Annotated in this window: 16 protein-coding genes; 10 read left to right on the top strand and 6 right to left on the bottom strand. The window is 63.9% G+C overall.

Translation table 11 applies throughout. The features are described from left to right. Window positions 1-176: 176 nt before the first annotated feature. Window positions 177-1,997, bottom strand: a complete 1,821-nt coding sequence (gene aspS / locus QOL62_RS02555; RefSeq protein WP_103727754.1) for an aspartate--tRNA ligase — start codon at window positions 1,995-1,997, stop codon at window positions 177-179. 216 nt (window positions 1,998-2,213) lie between these two features. Here aspS and QOL62_RS02550 point away from each other — a divergent pair, with 216 nt between their 5' ends. The 3 genes from QOL62_RS02550 (at window position 2,214) to QOL62_RS02540 (ending at window position 4,793) form a co-directional block, all read left to right on the top strand. Next, a complete protein-coding gene (locus QOL62_RS02550) occupies window positions 2,214-2,549 on the top strand; it encodes a hypothetical protein (protein WP_283405054.1) in 336 nt (111 codons plus the stop codon). Between the two features lie 65 nt (window positions 2,550-2,614). Then, window positions 2,615-3,823, top strand: a complete 1,209-nt coding sequence (rnd, locus tag QOL62_RS02545; RefSeq protein WP_283405053.1) for a ribonuclease D — start codon at window positions 2,615-2,617, stop codon at window positions 3,821-3,823. Window positions 3,824-3,896: 73 nt separating this feature from the next. After that, on the top strand, window positions 3,897-4,793 hold the full coding sequence (locus tag QOL62_RS02540; RefSeq protein WP_103727757.1) for a hydrogen peroxide-inducible genes activator: 897 nt from the start codon (window positions 3,897-3,899) through the stop codon (window positions 4,791-4,793). A 22-nt stretch (window positions 4,794-4,815) separates the two neighbouring features. On the opposite strand, the gene QOL62_RS02535 is transcribed toward QOL62_RS02540, so the two are convergent. Next, the gene (locus tag QOL62_RS02535; protein ID WP_283405052.1) at window positions 4,816-5,976 is read right to left on the bottom strand and encodes an MFS transporter; all 1,161 of its coding nucleotides are present in this window, start codon (window positions 5,974-5,976) and stop codon (window positions 4,816-4,818) included. A 55-nt stretch (window positions 5,977-6,031) separates the two neighbouring features. After that, entirely contained in the window at window positions 6,032-6,625 is a 594-nt protein-coding gene (gene pgsA, locus QOL62_RS02530) for a CDP-diacylglycerol--glycerol-3-phosphate 3-phosphatidyltransferase (RefSeq protein WP_103727759.1), read from the bottom strand. Window positions 6,626-6,748: 123 nt separating this feature from the next. Between pgsA and QOL62_RS02525 the strand changes: the two genes are divergently transcribed. Beyond that, window positions 6,749-8,062: an MFS transporter gene (locus tag QOL62_RS02525; protein WP_283405051.1), complete on the top strand. Its 1,314-nt coding sequence runs from the start codon at window positions 6,749-6,751 to the stop codon at window positions 8,060-8,062. A gap of 19 nt (window positions 8,063-8,081) precedes the next feature. Here the strand turns inward: QOL62_RS02525 and QOL62_RS02520 are convergent, their stop codons facing one another. The 3 genes from QOL62_RS02520 to QOL62_RS02510 form a co-directional block, all read right to left on the bottom strand. Next, window positions 8,082-8,306 carry a hypothetical protein gene (locus QOL62_RS02520; protein ID WP_283405050.1) on the bottom strand — a complete coding sequence of 75 codons (225 nt, stop codon included), beginning with the start codon at window positions 8,304-8,306 and terminating at the stop codon, window positions 8,082-8,084. A 155-nt stretch (window positions 8,307-8,461) separates the two neighbouring features. Further along, window positions 8,462-8,644 carry a CsbD family protein gene (locus tag QOL62_RS02515; RefSeq protein ID WP_103727761.1) on the bottom strand — a complete coding sequence of 61 codons (183 nt, stop codon included), beginning with the start codon at window positions 8,642-8,644 and terminating at the stop codon, window positions 8,462-8,464. A gap of 112 nt (window positions 8,645-8,756) precedes the next feature. Beyond that, complete coding sequence (locus QOL62_RS02510) at window positions 8,757-9,179, bottom strand: EVE domain-containing protein (protein ID WP_283405049.1); 423 nt, start codon at window positions 9,177-9,179, stop codon at window positions 8,757-8,759. Window positions 9,180-9,258: 79 nt separating this feature from the next. Between QOL62_RS02510 and QOL62_RS02505 the strand changes: the two genes are divergently transcribed. The 6 genes from QOL62_RS02505 (at window position 9,259) to QOL62_RS02480 (ending at window position 15,377) form a co-directional block, all read left to right on the top strand. After that, window positions 9,259-10,194: an isopenicillin N synthase family dioxygenase gene (locus QOL62_RS02505; protein WP_283405048.1), complete on the top strand. Its 936-nt coding sequence runs from the start codon at window positions 9,259-9,261 to the stop codon at window positions 10,192-10,194. Between the two features lie 162 nt (window positions 10,195-10,356). Then, the gene (locus QOL62_RS02500; RefSeq protein ID WP_283405047.1) at window positions 10,357-11,775 is read left to right on the top strand and encodes a putative bifunctional diguanylate cyclase/phosphodiesterase; all 1,419 of its coding nucleotides are present in this window, start codon (window positions 10,357-10,359) and stop codon (window positions 11,773-11,775) included. Window positions 11,776-11,807: 32 nt separating this feature from the next. Continuing rightward, the gene (dapF, locus tag QOL62_RS02495; RefSeq protein ID WP_103727765.1) at window positions 11,808-12,626 is read left to right on the top strand and encodes a diaminopimelate epimerase; all 819 of its coding nucleotides are present in this window, start codon (window positions 11,808-11,810) and stop codon (window positions 12,624-12,626) included. After that, on the top strand, window positions 12,623-13,801 hold the full coding sequence (locus QOL62_RS02490; protein WP_283405046.1) for a MiaB/RimO family radical SAM methylthiotransferase: 1,179 nt from the start codon (window positions 12,623-12,625) through the stop codon (window positions 13,799-13,801). The genes dapF and QOL62_RS02490 overlap by 4 nt, the downstream gene beginning before the upstream one ends. Continuing rightward, window positions 13,798-14,736, top strand: coding sequence for a signal recognition particle-docking protein FtsY (ftsY, locus tag QOL62_RS02485; protein WP_103727767.1), 939 nt, complete (start codon window positions 13,798-13,800; stop codon window positions 14,734-14,736). Before QOL62_RS02490 ends, ftsY begins: the two co-directional genes overlap by 4 nt. After that, window positions 14,736-15,377: an inner membrane-spanning protein YciB gene (locus QOL62_RS02480; protein ID WP_283405045.1), complete on the top strand. Its 642-nt coding sequence runs from the start codon at window positions 14,736-14,738 to the stop codon at window positions 15,375-15,377. Before ftsY ends, QOL62_RS02480 begins: the two co-directional genes overlap by 1 nt. Window positions 15,378-15,401 lie beyond the last annotated feature (24 nt).

Here is a 15,401-nt window from a genome sequence, read left to right as displayed (position 1 = left end):
GCTGGCAAGGGCCTTGACTGAAACGCAGCCCCCTCCTCGCATCGCGTTATCCCCGATTTGGAGATTGCCTTCGGCGCGTCCCGCCCCGAGCCATCGGCGACGGCTCGGCTGCGCACCATCGTGCCTTGAACGGGCACCGCCGCCGGATCAACCCCCGGACGGCGGAACCCCGTGGATCATTCGGGCGCGACGACCTTCCCCTGCGCAGGAGCCGCCGGCTTCACCGGCTCCACTACACGCAGGTGCAGTTCGCGCAGTTGCTTGGCTTCGGCCGAGCTCGGCGCGTTCATCAGCAGGTCCTCAGCGCGCTGATTCATGGGGAACAGCGTGATTTCACGCAGGTTCTGCGCCCCACAAAGCAGCATGACGATGCGGTCGACGCCGGCCGCCATGCCGCCGTGCGGCGGAGCGCCGTACTGGAAGGCGCGGTAGAGGCCGCCGAAGCGCTCCTCGACGTCCGCCTTGGACAGTCCCACCTTCTCGAACGCCGCGACCATCAGCTCGGGCGACTGATTACGGATCGAACCCGAGGCAATCTCATAGCCGTTGCAGACGAGGTCGTACTGATAGGCCTTGATGGTGAGCGGATCCTGGTTTTCCAGCGCATCCATCCCGCCCTGGGGCATCGAGAACGGGTTATGGGCGAAGTCGACCTTCTTGTTGTCCTCGTCCCATTCAAAGAAGGGGAAATCGACGATCCAGCACAGCTCAAAGCGGTCCCTGTCGATAAGGTCGAGCTGTTCCGCCACGCGGGTGCGCGCGAGACCGGCGAGCTTCGCCGCCTGCTCTTCCTTGCCCGCAGCGAAGAACACGCCGTCATTGGGGCCAAGGCCCAGCGCCTCGACCAGCGCGGCCGTCTTTTCCTCGCCATGGTTCTTGGCGATGGGACCGCCCGGCACGCCCTCCTTGATATTGATGTAGCCAAGGCCCGAATAGCCTTCGCCGCGCGCCCACACGTTCATGTCATCGAAGAACTTGCGGCTGCCCGCACCGGCGCCGGGTGCGGGGATCGCGCGAATCGTGCCGCCGTTGGCGACGATGCCAGCAAAGATGCCGAAGCCCGATTCAACGAAGTGCGCCGTCACGTCCTTGATGATGAGCGGATTGCGCAGGTCAGGCTTGTCCGAGCCGTAATCCAGCATCGCCTGCGCGTGCGGAATGCGGCGGAACTCACCGGCGGGCGTCACCGGCTTGTCGCCGGCGAACTCGGCAAACGTCGCGCGCAGCACCGGCTCCATCGTCTCCCAGACTTCTTCCTGAGTCACGAAGCTCATTTCGAGATCGAGCTGGTAGAATTCGCCCGGCAGGCGGTCTGCGCGCGGGTCTTCGTCGCGGAAGCAGGGCGCGATCTGGAAGTAGCGGTCGAACCCAGCGACCATAAGCAGTTGCTTGTACTGCTGCGGGGCCTGCGGCAGGGCGTAGAACTTGCCCGCGTGGATGCGGCTGGGCACCAGGAAGTCGCGCGCGCCTTCCGGGCTGGAAGCCGTCAGGATCGGCGTCGAATATTCGGTGAAGCCGGTGTCCTCCATGCGGCGGCGCATGTCGCGGATGATCTGCGTGCGCTTGACGATGTTGGCGTGCAGCGTCTCGCGGCGCAGGTCGAGGAAGCGGTACTTGAGGCGGATGTCCTCGGGATACTCCTGCTCGCCCGCGACCGGCATCGGCAGTTCCTCTGCCTTTGACAGCACCGTGGCCGAACGGGCGTAAACCTCGATCGCGCCGGTCGCCAGGTTGGCGTTGACCGTCCCTTCGGACCGCGCCTTCACGCTGCCCTCGATCGTGACGACGCTTTCGGCACGAAGCGAATCGAGCACGGCCAGCGCGGGACTGTCGACGTCGGCTACCACCTGGGTCATGCCGTAGTGATCGCGCAGGTCCACGAACAGAACGCCGCCGTGGTCGCGCTTGCGATGGACCCAGCCCGAGAGGCGGACGGTCTGGCCGACCTCGGCCGCGCTCAGGGCGCCGCAGGTATGGGAGCGGTAGGGATGGGTCATGATGGGCTCTTTTTATCGTATGGGATAATGCCGGCCCCACTAGTCGACTGCCGCCGTGATTTCCAGATGCGGATTCGCGCAAATCCGAAGCCCGCAGCCGGCACGGCCGGTCCGTCCCGCGGCTGAAGCCGGCCCGATCGGCTGTAAGCTAAGGTTAACCGCCAAGCTGGTATTGAGCGCGTTACGGGTGAACAGGCAAAAAGTAGGACAAGGTTGATGCGCGCGGAACGCAAGCGGGAAGAGGAGTTCCATCAGAACGACGAAAGCTTCGCCTTTCCGGCGTGGGCCGACGCGCCGATCGCTGTCCGGGGCAGCTCACACCCGCCGTTGATGTCGCTCGTACCGCGCGCGGATCTGGCGCAGCAGCCGCCCGCCGGCGAGTCCGAGGCCGCCGACAGCGCTGGCGATGCGCAGATGTCGTACTCCCCGCAATCGCAGGATCACACCTCCGGTTCGCAGTTGCGCCGCCGGCTGGTTACGCCGGAAAGCCTCGCCGATTTTGCGCAGAACGACAAACCCGGCTTCTTCCGGAGAATGTTCGGTCGGAAATAAACTGCGACGAAAGCGCAACAGCAGGCGTTGATCCCCCGCGCCGTTAGGCGTAACGCCTCGCTTCAATGAAAATTCATCCGCTGATAACAAAGACCGACGATCTCGCAGCGCTGTGCGAACGTCTTGCGAAGTCTGATTTCGTGAGCGTGGACACCGAGTTCATGCGCGAGAACACGTACTGGCCTGAACTTTGCCTCGTGCAGATCGCCAACACCGAAGAAGCGGCGGCGGTCGATCCATTGGCTGACGGTCTCGACATGACGCCGCTGCTGGACCTGCTCACGAAGAACGAGGATGTCCTCAAGGTCTTCCACGCCGGCGGGCAGGACGTGGAGATCATCTATAACGCCACCGGCCGCACTCCTCACCCGATCTTCGACACGCAGATCGCGATGATGGCCATCAGCCAGTCCGAGCAGATCGGGTATTCCAACCTCGTCGAATCCTGGCAGGGCGTCACGATCGACAAGGGGGCGCGGTTCACCGATTGGTCGCGCCGACCGCTGACGGACCGCCAGATCGAATACGCCATCGGGGACGTCACATATCTCTCAAAGATCTTCCCCAAGATTCTGAAGCGGTTGGTGAAGACCGGACGCGGCGAATGGCTTGACCAGGAGATGGAAAAGCTGGCGGATCCGGAAAACTACCGTAACGACCCCGCGGAAGCCTGGAAGCGCATCAAGGCACCGGGTCGCAATCCGCAGGTGCTCGGGCGGCTTCGCGCGATCGCGGAATGGCGCGAACTCGAAGCGCAGAACAAGAACATCCCGCGTGGGCGCATCGCCCGCGACGAGACGCTGGCCGATATCGCCAGCCACCCGCCGAAGCAGCAGGCGGATCTGGCGAAGGTGCGCGGGTTGTCCCAGGGCTGGAAAGACAACGAGATCGGCCGCAGGTTGATGAGCGCCATCGCCAAGGCCGAACCGCTTGCCGAGGATGAGCTGCCGCCTCGTGCACCGCGCGGCGCGCCGCTGGGCAAGGAAGGCGCCCTCGTCGCCGACCTGCTGAAGCTCCTTCTCAAGATCCGCGCGCGTGAAATCGACGCCGCAGCCCGCCTGCTCGCCCGCAGCGACGAGTTGGAGATGCTGGCCGCGGGCGTTCGCAAGAACCTCTCGGTTCTCGAAGGCTGGCGTTATGACGTGTTCGGCCATGACGCGCTTGATCTGGTCGAGGGCAAGCTTGCGTTCGCGGTGGAGAACGGCAAGCTGAAGATGACGCGGGTCGAAGTGGCTGCAGCCCCCGAAGCGGCAGGACAGGAAGCGACGGGATAGGACGTTTGGCTTCCTGCCGCAGCGCACAATCAAATGGCTGGCGACGGCGTGACACTCGTGCAATAGCGGTGTCATGACCGTCTACCAGCCGACGCTCAAGCAGCTGCAGTATCTCGTCTCCCTTCACGAGCATGGCCATTTCGGTCGCGCCGCGGAGGCCTGTTTTGTTTCCCAATCGACGCTCTCGGCAGGCCTGCGCGATCTTGAGACGCTGCTAGGCGTAACGCTGGTCGAGCGGACGAAGCGCGCGGTACGTTTTACGCCGCTGGGAAACGCAGTAGTCGAGAAGGCGCACCGGATCCTGCGGGAGACGGAAGAGCTTTCCGATCTCGTCCAGTCCAGCGGCAAACCGCTTTCGGGCGAAATGCGCATGAGCGTGATTCCCACGATTGCGCCTTTCCTTCTTCCGCGCATGCTTCCTCGTCTGCGGCGCGAGCGACCGAACCTGAAGCTGTTCCTGCGCGAGGAGCCGAGCCAGCAGGCGATCGAATCGCTGCACCACGGCCGCGCGGATTGCGTGCTGCTGGCCCTTCCCTACGCCACTGGCGAAGTGGAAAAAGAAACGATCGAGCTGGACGCCTTCTTCGTGGCCTTTCCACGGGACGATCCGCGTGATCCGCCTCCGGAGATCAGCCCGGACATCATCGATGAGAACCGGCTTCTCCTGCTCGAGGACGGTCATTGCCTGAAGGACCACGCACTTGCGGCGTGCAATCGGCCTGAACTCCGGGCCAGCGCGACGATGATCGGCACCAGCCTGCACACTCTTGTGCAGATGGTGGACAATGGCCTTGGCCTCACCATGCTGCCGGAAATGGCGCTGGATGCCGGCATTCTCAACGGCACCAATGTCGTGGCGCGCCCGCTTGTATCACCCAATGCCAACCGCGAGATCGCTCTGGTCTGGCGCAAGAATTCACCCCGTGCGGAGGAATTCCGCATGCTCGCCGACGAATTGCGCGCCGGCTGACGCTCGCACAGGGAGCGGTGGCTCAGCCGCGCCTGCGCATCTGGAGCATGACGCCAAGCGCTGAAAGGCCGATGCCGAGACCGGACACACCGCTCCAGCCCCAGACATGCCAGATCGCCGTTGCCGCCCCGGAACAGGCGCTGCCGGCCAGAAACATGAGGCTCATGTACACGGTGTTGATCCGCGATCGCGCTTCCGGACGCAGAGCGTAGATGATGCTCTGATTGGAGATCTGACTGAGCTGCACGGCGATGTCGAGAACGAGGACGCCGATAACCAGACCCAGTATGGACGTCCAGAACGCGAAGATCAGCCAGGCGCCAAGTGTCAGGACGGTCGCGCTGGCGATTATCCGGTGCGGGCCGGTGCGGTCGGCCATGCGCCCGGCGAGCGGAGCGACCAGAACCCCGGCGGCGCCGACGATTCCGAACAGGCCAGCCGCCTGCGGACCATAGCCGAAATGCTCCTGAAGGTGCAGCGCAAGGATCGTCCAGAACACGCTGAACACCCCGAACTGGCAGCACTGAGTGAACGATGCGAGCCGAAGAGCAGGAAATTCCCGCCACAGGTCGCGAAGGGAGACCAGAAGCGCCCCATACGTCATCTCCGTGGGAGCAGGCCGGCTGCGGGGCAGTTGCAGGGCCATGAGCCCCGCTGTGATCACGGCCAGCGGAACGGCCAGCCAGAACATTTCCCTCCAGCCGAACGCACCTCCCACGAGGCCGGACAGAGCGCGGCTGAGTAGTATCCCGCAGAGAAGCCCGGCCATCACGGTGCCGACTACGGCGCCGCGCTTCTCGTCGGGCGCGATGTTGGCGGCGAAGGGCACGATCTGTTGAGCGACGCAGGCGAGCAGACCCACCAGCAGCGAGCCTGCGAGCAGCAGCCCGGCCGTGGGCGCAAGGGCCACCAGCGCCAGCGCCACGCTGAGGGCGAGGCACTGCAGCACGATCAGCCGCTTGCGTTCGAGCAGGTCCCCCAGGGGAACGAGCGCGACGAGACCGACCGCGTAGCCAAGCTGTGTCACCGTGGGAACATAGGTCACGGTGCTCCCGCCGAGTTCGCGCTGCATGAGCCCGATCACCGGCTGGTTGTAGTAGATGTTGGCCACGGCCAGACCCGCTGCCGCAGCAAGCGAGAACACGACGGAGCGGCGCGGGTTCAGGTGGGATTGTGCATGCATGATTCGAGTGGAGGGCGTTACCCCTCCCGGCCGCGTCCCGCTACCCCGCGACCGATCAATCCATGTGCCTGAGGCCGACGCGCAGGTAATCCCAGCCCGTCACCAGCGTCAGCACGGCCGCGGCCCACAGCGTCGTCAGGCCGACCGAATGCGGCACGTTCACTACCAGCGAGCCGAGGTCCAGATTCCACCAGGGCATGGCCGTACCAAGGATGAGGGCTCCAAGCGACACGAGCTGGAAGGTGGTCTTCCACTTCGCCAGGCGGCTGACCGGCATCGACACCTGCAACCCGCCGAGGAACTCCCTCAGCCCGGAAACAGCGATTTCGCGCACGAGAATGACGAGCCCGGCGATGACGTGCATGTCCCCTACGTAGGGACCGCGCAGAATGCCCTGTGCCGTGAGAACCAGGATCACGGCCGCGACCATGATCTTGTCCGCAATGGGATCAAGGAAGACGCCCAGCCGCGAGACTGCGCCGCTCGACCGCGCGAGGTAACCGTCGAAGTAGTCGGTGATCCCCATCAGGCAGTAGAGCCCGAACGCCAGACCGTAACCGAGTTCCCACGTGGGCCACCACAGAAGGAAAGCCAGCAACGGCACCGCGAGGATGCGGGAGAGCGTCAGAATGTTCGGCAGTGTCAGCATGATGCTACTGCCATAGCGCGCAAACGCTGCAGGAATAAAGTCTCGAACGGGGCTTGTGCGTCAGGCGCAGGCCATTAAGTGTCCCGCCCACCAGTGAGCAAGGCCGGCGGCATACCTGATATCATGACCACGACGACCCAACTCATCCGGACGAGGCGCTTTCTTCCGCTGTTTGTCACCCAGTTGCTGGGCGCGTTCAACGACAACCTGTTCAAGAACGCCATGGTGCTCTTCGTGGTTTACGAGGTGTACCAGTCGGAAGCGCAGGAGGCGCGGTTCAGCGCCCTTGCCTCCGCCGTATTCATCATCCCGTTCTTCCTGCTTTCGGCGCTCGCGGGGCAACTCGCGGACATGCGGGACAAGGCGCTGCTGATCCGGATCATCAAGGCTTGCGAGATCGCCATCATGCTGGTGGGCGGCGCTGGTCTGGCGCTCGCCTGGCAAGGCGTGGCGCTGGATGGCATCGCCATTCCGCTCATGCTGCTGGCGCTCTTTGCGATGGGTGTCCACTCGACCTTCTTCGGCCCTATCAAGTACGCGATCCTGCCTCAACACCTCAAGGAAGGCGAAGTCCTTTCGGGGACCGGGCTGGTGGAAGCCGGCACGTATATCGCCGTTCTGGCGGGTACGATCGTCGCCGGCTGGATCAGTGTCGACGCGGCGGCCATCGGCGTGATCGCGATCGCCTGCATCGGCTGGCTCGCCGGCCGCCAGGTTCCTGCCGCTCCTCCGCTCGGGCAGGTCGAACCGCTGGACTACCACGTGATCCGGGCTTCGGTGCGCCTCGTGCGGACCACCATGCAGGACCGGCGCGTGTTCCTTGCCATCTGCGCCATCAGCTTCTTCTGGGCCATCGGCACGGTCCTGTTCGTCCAGTTCCCGCCGCTGGCGAAGAACATGCTCATGGCGAGCAAGGAAGTGGCGAGCCTCTTCCTCGTCATCTTCTCCGTTGGTGTGGCGCTCGGATCGATGGCCATCAATGCCTTGCTGAAGGGGACAGTGTCGGCCCGCTGGTCGCCAATCTCCGTCATCGGCATGGGCGTCTCGCTCATGGCATTCCAGCAGGTCTGCCGCCTGTGGCCCCCTCACAGCGGCGACGGCGCCCTGATGGATGTGGGCACCTTCGTGGTGCAGCCGCTTGCGGTGCCGCTTATGCTGACATTGCTGGGCATCGCCGTGTGCGGCGGCATCTTCGTGGTCCCGCTTTACGCGTTCCTGACCACCTTCGTCGAGAAATCCCAGACCGCACGCACCATCGCCGCGAACAACATCGTCAACTCGGGGGCCATGGTCCTGGGATCGCTGCTGACCGGCCTGATGACCTTCCTGGGAATTGGCGTAGCGCAGCAGCTTCTGATCGTGTCGCTGTGCTGCGTCGCTTCAGCCTGGCTGGCTCACCTGCTGTTCAAGGCGGAGGTCGCGGCCGAAGCCGTCTGATACCCTGCACTGCGCTCCATCATGCGATGAACACGCCGATCGCTACGAAGCAGGAGCAGTAGGTTGACAGAAAACTGCGCCAGTCGCTACCGGAGGCGCGCCATGCGGTCGCCGCCGCCATGTTGGCTGCTGCCCGCCCGTCGCTCTCCGCCCAGGCAGGCACGCGAAACACATGAGGCGGCAGCGAGCGGCGAAACCAGTGGCTGGCCGATTCGTGCGTAAGGACAAGAGCGCGGCGTTTCATGAGCCGCATTGTGCACGTTAACTAAAAGTTTACCACCTGCCCCTCAGCCATGTCTCGGCGCCTTCCCGAAACGGGACAACTCGGCTAAGCGGCTTCTGCATGCAAAAAGGGCCGCCCTGCGGCGACCCTCTTCTTCGGTGTGGAAAGAAGGATCGTCAGACGCGATCGCCCAGCGCACCCTTCACTTTTCCGACGCCCTGCTGGAGTTCGCCCTTGCGCTCCTGCGCCTTGCCCTCAGCCTTCTGGGCCGGATCGTTGCGGGCTTCGCCTGCTGCCTGCTTGGCGTTGCCAGCCACTTCGTTGCCGAGGCCCTTCATGGTGTCCTTGAGTTCACCCATGATGTATCTCCTTGTCTGTCCGGCGACATGTTCGCCATACAAAGGGACAACACCCGGAATGCGGCCACGTTGCGTCCGGCCCGTCAGAACGTGCTTCTCCAGAGACCGCGCGTTATCGGCGGTTCGCCGTGTCGCCGGCGAGCTGCAGGATGTAGTTCCATTCCTCCGCCGTGACGAAAGCTACTGACAGGCGCGACAGCTTCACTACCTCCATTTCAGCCAGGCGCGGATCGGCCTTGATGCGGCTGAGCGGGACCGCACGGGGTAACTTCCGAACCGGCTTCACCTTCACCGCGGCCCACTTGCCTTCGGGATCGGTAGGATCGGCAATTCCCGCCACACTGATCCGGACGACGCCGACAATCTCCTTGCCGATGTTGGAATGATAGAAGAACGCCTCATCGCCGACCTGCATGGCCCGCAGGTTGTTGGCGGCACGATGGTTGCGCACACCGTCCCAGGTTCCCTCCCCCTCCCGGACGAGATCGGCCCAGCCATAGGCGTCCGGTTCGGATTTCAGCAGCCAATACGCCATTTACGCGCCTTTCCGTTTAGACTGTTGAGATCGGTGGCAGTAAGGGGCGGCATACCGAATCGCATTGGATTGCACTACCATGGACCTCGCAGAAATCCCCGTCCTCAGCCTTGTGGCTGATCGCGCCGACCTTCCTGAGCGCGTCGGGCAAAGCTTCCGCACCTTCGGCTTCGCGATGATCCGCGACCACGGCATCGATCAGGCGCTGATCGACCAGGCCTGGGCCAAGACCGAAGAGTTCTTCGCCCTGCCCGTCGAAGCCAAACTCAAGTACTTCGACCGCGAAATCCACGGCGCTCGTGGCTACACGCCCTTCCGGACCGAGGTGGCCAAGGGCGCGACGGAGAAGGACCTCAAGGAATTCTGGCACGTAGGCCGCGATCTCCCCGAAGGTTCGCCGCTCGCCTCCTCGATGCCGCCAAACGTATGGCCTGATGAAGTCGAAGGGTTCCGCGACACCTTTACCGAGCTTTACGCGCAGTTCGACGAAGCGGGTGCCAAGATCCTGTCGGCCATCGCCGTCCATCTGGGGCTTGACGCGAACTGGTTCGATCCTGCGATCGAGGACGGCAACTCCGTCATGCGGCTGCTGCACTATCCGCCCGTCGGAGATGGCGCAGGCGGTGCGATCCGTGCCGGCGCGCACGAAGACATCAACCTCATCACGCTCCTCCTCGGCGCGCAGGAAGCGGGCCTCGAACTCCTTGCAAAGGACGGCCGCTGGCTATCGGTGGCACCACCGGAAGGCGCGATCGTCGTGAACATCGGCGACATGCTGCAGCGCTTGACCAATCATGTTCTGCCGTCGACCACGCACCGTGTGCGGAACCCCTCGGGGGAACGCGCGTCGCACAGCCGGTACTCGATGCCGTTCTTCCTGCACCTGCGCAGCGATTTCGATTTCGTCACGCTGCCCGAGTGCATCTCCGATGAAAATCCGGACCGCTATCCCGTCTCCATCACGGCCGACGATTACCTTCAGGAGCGTCTGCGGGAGATTGGCCTCAAAGGCTGAGATAGCCTATTAAAAGACTGTAATGCAAAAGTCCCGGCCCCTCTCAGGTGCCGGGACTTTTTCGTTAAGAGTTACTTCAGACCAGTTGCGTAACTTCCTTGGCTTGGAACGAAGTCCGGGGGGGCTTAATTCGTGCAGGCAACTCTTCTTAATTGGAGTGGATTGCATCGGCGCCGGTCATGGCGCGGTCGCAAGCCAGACTCCGCCACGCTCGTCATCGCGGGCGCGGCCGCAATCCTTTTCCTTGCTCTGACCAGTCAGATCGCGCCGGCCCTCGTGCGCCTCGCGGCAGGCCAGACCAAGGCGTTCGACACACTCGTCGTCAACGCCTTTCTGCTCAATCTGCTGTTTCTTGTCCTTGGCTGGCGGCGTTTCCGTGGTCTTCGTCAGGAGATATCGGAGCGCACCGCCTCCGAGCGGGAGGCGCGCCTGCTGGCGGAAACCGATCCGCTCACCGGTTTCCACAACCGCCGCAGCTTCAATCTGAACGCGGACGCCATGATCCGGGACATCATCCAGACAGGCGATGCGGTTGGTGTGCTGATGATCGACCTGGACAATTTCAAGCAGGTAAACGACTACAACGGCCACTCTGCGGGAGACCGCCTACTGCGGGAGTGCGCCCGGCGCATCCTGGCCGATCTGCCGGCCGAGGCCATAGCAGGGCGCATCGGCGGGGACGAGTTCGCCATCGCCCTGCCCTTCGACCCGGACCATCCCGAAGCCGTCGATGAACTTGCCTCCACGATCGCGCGCGCCGTCGCCGAGAGTTCCTGCATCAATTCGGTGACGGTGGAGGTCACCGCATCCATCGGCCTCGCCAAGGCGACCTCGGCTACAACCAGCGCCCAGGCTCTGCTGGAGATGGCTGATGTCGCGATGTATCACGCCAAGCGGCAGGGCCGGAACCAGTTCACCTGGTTCGAGCCCAGCATGGCCCATGAGATGCGCTTTCGTGCGGACCTTGAAGCTGGGATCCGCCAGGGTATCCCCCGGGGAGAGTTCGTGCCTTTCTACGACCAGCAGATCGACATCCGGACGGGCGAACTGGTCGGCTTCGCGGTGCTGTTCCGCTGGGATTCGCCGCAATTCGGCATCACCGCGGCCGACGTCTTCCTTCCTGTCGCCGAGGACATCGGCCTTATCGCCGAACTGTGCCGCAGCGTGATCGGCCAGGCCCTTGAAGATGCGAAAGGCTGGGATAGCGGACTGACTCTCTCGATCCGCCTCTTGCCGACACAGCTGCGCGATCCCGGGTTTGCCGGCAAGCTGCTTCACATGCTTGAGCAGGCGCAGTTCCCGGCACATCGGCTGGAGGTTGAAGTTCCCGACGCCCTTCTCCACAGCACGCCAGGCCTCGTGCATGCGCTTGCCATCGGCTTGAGGCAAAAGGGCGTCCGCATCAGCCTCGACGATTTCGGCACGAGCTACAGCGCGATCGACCAACTGGACAAGATTCCCTTCGACCGGATCAAGATCGACCGCAGCCTCGTGTCAAAGCTGCTGGAACAGAAGGACAGCGCGGCGATCGTCCAGGCTGTGGCCGCTCTTGGTGGCCGGCGACGTGCCCGGGGAAATTGACCTGGAGCGTCCCACCACCTAAATCGCGCGCCATGCGCATCGACTTCACCAAAATGCACGGCCTCGGCAACGATTTCGTTGTTCTGGACGCGCGTGAGCGACCCTTGCCTCCTGTCGATGCCCCGCTGGCCGCAGCTCTTGCGGACCGACATACCGGCATCGGCTGCGATCAGCTCATTCTCCTCGAGCCCTCCCGCGCCGGCGACTTCAGGATGCGCATTTTCAACGCTGACGGAAGCGAGGTCGAGGCCTGCGGCAACGCCACGCGGGCGATAGGCCTGCTGCATGGCAGGCCGGCTGCTATCGAGACGCGCGGTGGTATTGTCCGGTCCACGCCAGCCGAGAGTGGCATCAGCGTCGAAATGGGCAAACCCCGCTTCGACTGGGAGGCGATTCCCCTCGGCTATGCCATGGATACGCATGCCATGCCCGTGGCCTGGGAAGAACTCGTCAACCCGATCGCCGTCAACGTCGGCAACCCGCACGTGATCTTCTTCGTCCCGGATCCCTATGCCATCGACATGGCCCGTATCGGGCCGATGATCGAAACGGATGCCCTTTTTCCCGCCCGCATCAACGTGAACGTGGCGGGCGTGACCGCGCGCGATGCGATAACGTTGCGCGTGTGGGAACGTGGCGCTGGCCTTACCCGCGCCTGCGGGACCGGAGCCTGCGCGACGGCTGTCGGAGCCATCAAACGGGGCCTTGTCGATCGGCGCGTCACGGTCACGCTTCCGGGGGGGCCACTGGTGATCGAATGGCGTGACGACGATGAAATCGTGATGACCGGGCCGGCGACCGAAGCGTTCCGGGGCTCCTTCGAAGCAGCGGACTACGGGATCGCTGTTTGACTCTCGAAGTTCACTCGCTGGGTTGCCGGCTGAACCTTGCCGAGAGCGAGGATCTGCGCGCGCTGCTGGCTGGCGCGGATGATCTTGTCGTCATCAACTCCTGTGCCGTCACCAGCGAAGCGGTGCGGCAGACACGGCAGGCGATTCGTCGTGCCCGCAAGGCCCGGCCCGACGCCCGTCTCCTGGTCACCGGATGCGCAGCGGAAGTCGAACGGGACGCTCTGGCCGCAATGCCGGAAGTCGATGGCCTCATCGCCAACACCGCCAAACTCGACCCCCGCGCCTGGAACGTGCCGGCAGCCGATCGTCCAGACACGCGGCGCGGGTATACGCGCGGGTTCGTGCAGGTGCAGAACGGCTGCGACCATGCCTGCACCTTCTGCGTCATTCCTCAAGGTCGGGGTCCCAGTCGCTCCCATCCGGTCGCGCGTGTTCTCGACGATGTTGAGGTTCACCTCGAAGCGGGAGTCCAGGAGGTCGTTCTGACCGGGGTGGACCTTACCTCTTGGGGTGCGGACTTGCCCGGCGCACCACGTCTCGGTGCGCTTTGCGAAGCCATACTCCGACGCTTCAGCACCTTGAAGCGGCTGCGCCTCTCGTCGATCGACGGCGCGGAGATCGACGGCATCCTCTTCGATCTCGTCGCTGGCGAAGCGCGCATGATGCCGCACGTCCATCTCTCCTTACAGCACGGCGCCGACCTGATCCTGAAGCGCATGAAGCGGCGCCACACCCGGGCCGACGCCCTGGATCTGGTCCAGCGGCTGCGGGAGCGACGGCCGGATATCGCCATCGGCGCGGACATCATCGCAGGCTTCCCAACCGAAGACGAAGAGGCGCACCGGGCCAACCTCTCCATCATCGAGGAACTCGGCGTGGTACACGGGCACGTCTTTCCCTATTCGCAGCGGCCGGGAACGCCCGCTGCGCGCATGCCGCAGGTTCCCCATGGAATCATCCGCGCCCGAGCCGCAGAATTGCGCGCAAAGGTGGCGCAGGTACGGGCATCGTGGCTTGCCGCGCATCTCGGCAAGCCGCTATGGGTGCTGACTGAACGCGGTGGAACCGGCCACGCGGCCGATTTCGCGCCTGTACGGCTCCCTCCCGGCACGCCACCCGGCGCGCTCGTGGAGATTGTCCCGGTCCGAATAGTCGAAGGAATGCTGGAAGCATGAGTACCCAAGACCAGAGCAGCAGCGACTGGTCCGACCGCCTGTTCGGAGGCTTTCGCAAGACCTCCGAACGGCTCGCCGGCAATCTTGCGGGGATAGGTGGCGGCACGCGTCTCAGCGCCGCGCAGCTCGACGAGTTGGAAGACGCGCTGATCATGTCGGACCTGGGTCCACGTGCCGCAGCCCGCATTCGCGACCGGCTCGCTGACGAGCGGTTCGAACGCGATGCCGACGAACGCGCCATCATGGAAGTCGTTGCGCGGGAAATCGCCGAGATCCTGCGCCCGGTGGCCAAGCCGCTCGACATCATCGCCTTTCCCCGCCCACAGGTCATCCTGGTCATCGGCGTGAACGGTTCTGGCAAGACGACGACGATTGCGAAGCTGGCGCACCTGTTCCAGGAACAGGACTATTCGGTCATGCTGGCGGCCGGCGACACGTTCCGCGCTGCCGCCATCGGGCAGCTTGGCGTCTGGGCCGATCGGCTCGCCATTCCGATCGTCAAGGGGCCTGAAGGCGGTGATCCGGCTTCGGTAGTCTTCGATGCGGTCAAGGCCGCGACGGATCAGGGCATCGATGCACTTATCGTCGACACCGCCGGGCGGCTCCAGAACAAGCGCGAACTGATGGACGAACTGGCGAAGATCCGCCGCGTGCTGGGACGCCTCAATCCTGCCGCGCCGCACGACGTCGTGCTCGTCCTCGACGCGACGAACGGACAGAATGCCCTGTCGCAGATCGAGATATTCAAGGAAGTGGCGGGTGTGTCGGGCCTCATCATGACCAAGCTGGACGGCACCGCCCGCGGCGGCGTGCTGGTGGCCGCGGCTGAACAGTACGGCCTTCCCATTCATGCCATCGGTGTGGGCGAGAAGATCGACGATTTGCGTCCCTTCAACCCGGATCTGCTTGCCCGGGTCATCGCAGGGATCGCTTGATGGCCACGCCTGCCAAGAAGAAGAGCTCCTGGCTCAATCTCCTCGTCGATTTCGGGCCCCTGCTCGTCTTTTTTCTCGCCTATCGGTACTGGTCGCCTTCCGGTGAAGCCGACCCGATCGGCACCGTCGCTGCGGTAATCAAGGGCACCGTCGCCTTCATGATCGCCACCGTAGCGGCGCTCGCGATTTCGAAATGGCGCCTCGGGCACATCTCACCGATGCTCTGGCTTACCACGGTGTTGGTCCTGGGCTTCGGCCTGCTGACCGTCGTATTCCGCAATGCGATCTTCATCCAGCTCAAGCCGACGGCCGTGTACCTGATGTTCTCCGTCGTCCTGTTCATCGGCCTGTGGAGGGGCAAGGCGCTGCTGAAGTACCTACTGCAAGCCGCGTTCGAGGGGCTGAACGAGGAAGGCTGGCTGAAGCTTTCTCGCAACTGGGCCTGGTTCTTCCTGTTCCTCGGTGTGCTCAACACGACGCTCGTCTACACGGTTAGCTTCGATACCTGGCTGCAGGCGAAACTCTGGGGCTTCACGGTGCTCTCGTTCCTCTTCACCTTCTCGCAGCTTCCCATGGTCCTCAGGCACGGCATGGGCGAAAGCGCGGCGAACGAAGTGGTCGAGAACCCGCCGCACGACTGACCGGGGCGCGCGAAGGGCGGTCTC

Origin of the sequence: Novosphingobium panipatense, assembly GCF_900182875.1 — a bacterium.
GTDB lineage: Bacteria > Pseudomonadota > Alphaproteobacteria > Sphingomonadales > Sphingomonadaceae > Novosphingobium > Novosphingobium panipatense.
This window is presented reverse-complemented; position numbering and strand designations above follow the sequence as displayed.